This window comes from Nocardioides sp. NPDC092400 (assembly GCF_040684155.1).
Taxonomy (GTDB): domain Bacteria; phylum Actinomycetota; class Actinomycetes; order Propionibacteriales; family Nocardioidaceae; genus Nocardioides.
The window spans coordinates 1-4,213 of record NZ_JBFBFJ010000015.1 but is presented as its reverse complement, the minus strand read 5'-3'; the positions used below and the strand labels follow the sequence as shown (position 1 = coordinate 4,213).

At 74.6% G+C, this 4,213-nt stretch carries 3 protein-coding genes; 1 reads left to right on the top strand and 2 read right to left on the bottom strand.

The window, feature by feature from the left end:
• Positions 1 to 154: 154 nt before the first annotated feature.
• Together AB0N29_RS20860 and tyrS are read right to left on the bottom strand one after the other, a co-directional pair.
• On the bottom strand, positions 155 to 1,198 hold the full coding sequence (locus AB0N29_RS20860) for an alpha-hydroxy acid oxidase (protein WP_364870187.1): 1,044 nt from the start codon (positions 1,196 to 1,198) through the stop codon (positions 155 to 157).
• Complete coding sequence (gene tyrS / locus AB0N29_RS20855; RefSeq protein ID WP_364870184.1) at positions 1,195 to 2,466, bottom strand: tyrosine--tRNA ligase; 1,272 nt, start codon at positions 2,464 to 2,466, stop codon at positions 1,195 to 1,197. Before tyrS ends, AB0N29_RS20860 begins: the two co-directional genes overlap by 4 nt.
• Positions 2,467 to 2,605: 139 nt before the next feature.
• On the opposite strand from tyrS, the gene AB0N29_RS20850 reads away from it, so the two are divergent.
• The gene (locus AB0N29_RS20850; RefSeq protein WP_364870181.1) at positions 2,606 to 4,117 is read left to right on the top strand and encodes a serine/threonine-protein kinase; all 1,512 of its coding nucleotides are present in this window, start codon (positions 2,606 to 2,608) and stop codon (positions 4,115 to 4,117) included.
• Positions 4,118 to 4,213 lie beyond the last annotated feature (96 nt).

The window sequence follows — 4,213 nt, the reverse complement described above, 5'->3', positions numbered from 1 at the left end:
CCAGGACCATGCTGTGGTCAACCCGGGGCCGGAAGCCCGACCAGACCGGCCTTGCTCCCCGCCGCTCCCTGGCGACAGAGAAAACATTAGACGGCCCTCGCGCCAAACACCAAACCGAGACGGCGTGACGGCGAGCACAGGCCGTTTCGCCTCCTCAGGCGCCGGGTACAGCGGCCTGCCGGAGCAGCGAGCGCGTCTCGGCGGCGGTGCGGCAGCCGGCCAGGCGCAGCGCCTCGACCGTCTCCGCGAGCAGCTCGGCGTGCAGGCGGGCCACTCCCTCCTCGCCGCCGGCGAGTGCCCACACCGGTGACCGCCCGAGGAACACCGCGTCCGCACCCGATGCCAGCGCGGCGAGGACGTCGAGGCCGGAGCGCACTCCCCCGTCGACGTACACCTGGGCGTCCCGGCCCACCTCCGCGACCACGGCCGGGAGAGCGGTCGCGGTGGCGACAGCGCGGTCGAGCTGTCGTCCCCCGTGGTTGCTGACCCAGACGGCAGCCGCACCGGCCTGGACGCACCGACGCGCGTCGTCCGGGCGCAGCACGCCCTTGACCACGACCGGCAGCCCGGTGCGGGTCCGCAACCAGTCGATGTCGTGCGGGCCGAGGTCGGTCGCCTTGTCGGCCCCCGGGTGCTGCTCGTGCCCGGGCCCGAAGTTCACGCGCACCAGCCCCGGGTCGACCGTGTCCCAGACGGACTCCCCCACGACGTGCTTGGTCCCCACCACCGGGGTGTCCACGGTGAGCACCACGGCCTCGGCCCCGGCCTCGACCGCGCGGGCCAGCATCGGCTCGGCGAGCGTGCGGTCGCTGGGCAGGTAGGCCTGCAGCCACCACCGGGCCCCGGTCGCACCGATCTCGGCGAAGCCGGTCCCGGCGTTGCTGGACACCACCGTGACGGCGCCGGCCGCGGCGGTGGCCCGGACCATCGCCAGCTCGCCCTCGGGATGCACCGCCCGCTGCAGCGTCGTCGGCGCCACGCCCCACGGCACCTCGCTGCGCCGGCCGAGCAGCTCGACGCCCGGGTCGACGTCGGTGACGTCGCGCATGACGTGCGGCAGGAAGCGGACCGCGCGCCAGGCGTCGGCCGCGCCGGCGGCGGTGAGCGACTCGCGGGCCCCCTGCGCGACGTACTCGAGGACGGGGGCGGGCAGCACGGCCCGCGCCCTCTCCTCCAGGCCGGCGAGCCAGCTGGTCATCGAACCTCGACGCCGGCGAACTTCTTCTTGCCCCGGCGCAGCACCAGCCAGGCGCCGTCGATCAGGTCCGCCTCGGCGGGCACCGCCTCGGGGTCCTCGACCCGGACGTTGTTGAGGTACGCGCCGCCCTCGCCGATCGTGCGCCGGGCCTCGCCCTTGCTCTTGGCCAGGCCGGTGTCCACGAGCAGGTCCACGACCGGGGGGATCCCGCCCGCGCGGTCGACCGTCACCGAGCCGGCCTCGCGCAGGGCGGACCCGAGGGTGGAGCCGCCGAGGCCGGCCAGGTCGCCCCCGCCGAACAGGGCGGCGGAGGCCGCCTTGATCCGCTCGGTCTCATCGGCGCCGTGGACCAGCGTGGTGACGTGGTCGGCCAACGCCTTCTGCCCGGCCCGGAGGAACGGCTTCTCGGCGTGGGTGGCCTCGACCTCCTCGATCTCCTCGCGGGAGAGGAAGGTGAAGACCCGCAGCAGCTCGGGGACCTTCTCGTCCTCGACGTTGAGCCAGAACTGGAAGAAGGAGTACGGCGACATCATCTCGGGGTCGAGCCAGAGCGCGCCGCCCTCGGTCTTGCCGTACTTCGTCCCGTCGGCCTTGGTGAGCAGCGGGGTGACGAACGCGTGCGCCCGGTCGCCGGTCGCGCGGCGGATCAGCTCGACGCCCGCGGTGAGGTTGCCCCACTGGTCGGAGCCGCCGAGCTGCAGGTCGACCCCCTCCGCCCGGTGCAGGTGGAGGAAGTCCATCGACTGGAGCAGCACGTAGCTGAACTCGGTGTAGCTGATGCCCGCCTCGAGCCGGCGGCTCACCACGTCGCGGGCGAGCATCCGGTTGACCGGGAAGTGCTTCCCGATGTCGCGGAGGAAGTCGATCGCGGAGACCTGTGCGGTCCAGTCGTAGTTGTTGACCATCGTCGCGGCGTTGTCCCCCTCGAAGGAGAGGAACGGCTCGATCTGCCCGCGGACCCGGTCGGTCCACTCCTCGACGGTGTCGAGGGAGTTCAGCGTGCGCTCGCCGGAGTCACGGGGGTCGCCGATCATGCCGGTCGCCCCACCGACGAGGGCGTACGGCGTGTGGCCGGCCTCCTGCAGCCGGCGGGCGGTCAGCACCTGGACGAGGTGGCCCATGTGCAGGCTCGGCGCGGTCGGGTCGAACCCCACGTAGAACCTCACGCTCCCCGCGGCGAACGCCTCGCGCATCGCGTCGAGGTCCGTCGAGTGCGCGATGAGACCGCGCCACTGGAGGTCGTCGAGCAGGGTGGGGTCGAGGGACACGATGGACCTTCCGTCGGGCTGGGTACCTGCCGACAAGCCTGCCGCATCGGCGGCGCGTCCGCCCACCGGGCTCGGCGTGGAGCCGTCGCTAGGCTGGCTCGGTCCGCAGGCAGCGGAGGCGACGAGGAGGCCCCCCACGGTGATCGCCGGCAGGTACTCGCTCGAGCGCGAGATCGGTCGGGGCGGCATGGGCGCCGTCTGGCTGGCACGCGACGAGGTGCTCGGCCGGGGCGTCGCGCTCAAGCGCATCGGCCTCGCCCCCGGCAGCAGCACCGCCGACCTCGAGCGCGCTCAGCGCGAGGCGCGGCTGGCCGCGCGGCTCAACCACCCGCACGTCGTGGCGGTCTTCGACCTCGTCGACGAGGGGGACGTCCGCTGGCTGGTGATGGAGCACGTGCCGGGCACCACGCTCGCCGAGCTCGTGCGGACCCGCGGGCCGCTGCCCACCGACGAGGCCGCGCGGGTCCTGGCCCAGGCCGCCGACGCGCTGGCCGCCGCGCACGCCGCCGGCATCGTGCACCGCGACGTGAAGCCGTCGAACATGCTGGTCACCGAGGACGGCCGGGTGAAGCTGTCGGACTTCGGGATCGCGCGGGCCGAGGCGGACGCCTCCCTCACCCAGACCGGTCTGGTCACCGGCTCCCCCGCCTACCTCGCGCCCGAGGTCGCCAGCGGTCGGCAGGCGAGCCCGCCGAGCGACGTGTGGTCGCTGGGGGCCTCGACGTTCCACGCGCTGGCCGGCCGGCCGCCGTACGACGTCGGCGACAACGTCCTCGGTGCGCTGTACCGGATCGTGCACGAGGACCCGCCCCGGCTCGACGACGCCGGGTGGCTGACCCCGCTGCTCGCGGCCACCATGGCCCGCGAGCCCGGTGACCGCTGGACCATGGCGCAGGTACGGGACTTCCTCGAGGCCGGGCCCGGAGCCGCGACCTCCCGACCGGTGCCGGTGGCGCGGGCGTCGCGCCACGACGACCACAGCACGCAGCTGCTCGCCCGCACCGGGATGCTGCCGCCACCGCCACCGCCACCGCCACCGCCGCCGTCGGCCCCGCCGACCGGCGCCGGCGCGACCCCGCAGGCGGTCCCGCCGGTCCCCCCACCGGCCGGGCCCCCTGCGCCGTCCCTCCCCCCGCCGCCTCCCGGGGCGCCCGGAGACTCGCGCCACCGCGGACGCGGCCTGCTCCTCCCGGTGCTGCTGGGCGTGGCCGCGGTCGTCGTCCTCACGGTCGGCGGCTTCCTGCTCGGGCGCGGGGGCGGGAGCGACGACCCGTCGGGGTCGCCGAGCACGGCCCCCGCGCCCACGACGGCCCCGCCGAGCTCGCGGCCCGCGGAACCGGAGCGGCCGACCGCCGAGGGCATCGACGCCTTCATCCGCGACTACCTCCGGACCGCCGCCTCCGACCCCTCGGCGGGCTTCCAGATGCTCACCCCGCAGTTCCAGGCGGAGAGCGGCGGCCTGGCCGGGTACGCCGGGTTCTGGGGCGACGTCGAGTCGGTGCAGGTGCAGCGGGTGCGGCCGGACCCGTCCGGCCCCGCGGTGGAGTACCGCTACGGCTACACGCTCACCAACGGTCGGACGGTCCGCGACGACGTCGAGCTCCGACTGACCTTCGAGGACGGCACCTACAAGATCGCCGGCGAGAGCTAGGTGTTCTGTCCACACAGGTTGGGCACGAGGTCGGCTGGTGACTTGCCGCCGAGTGCGGTGTGACCGCGGTGGTGATTGTAGGTGTGGAGCCAGTCG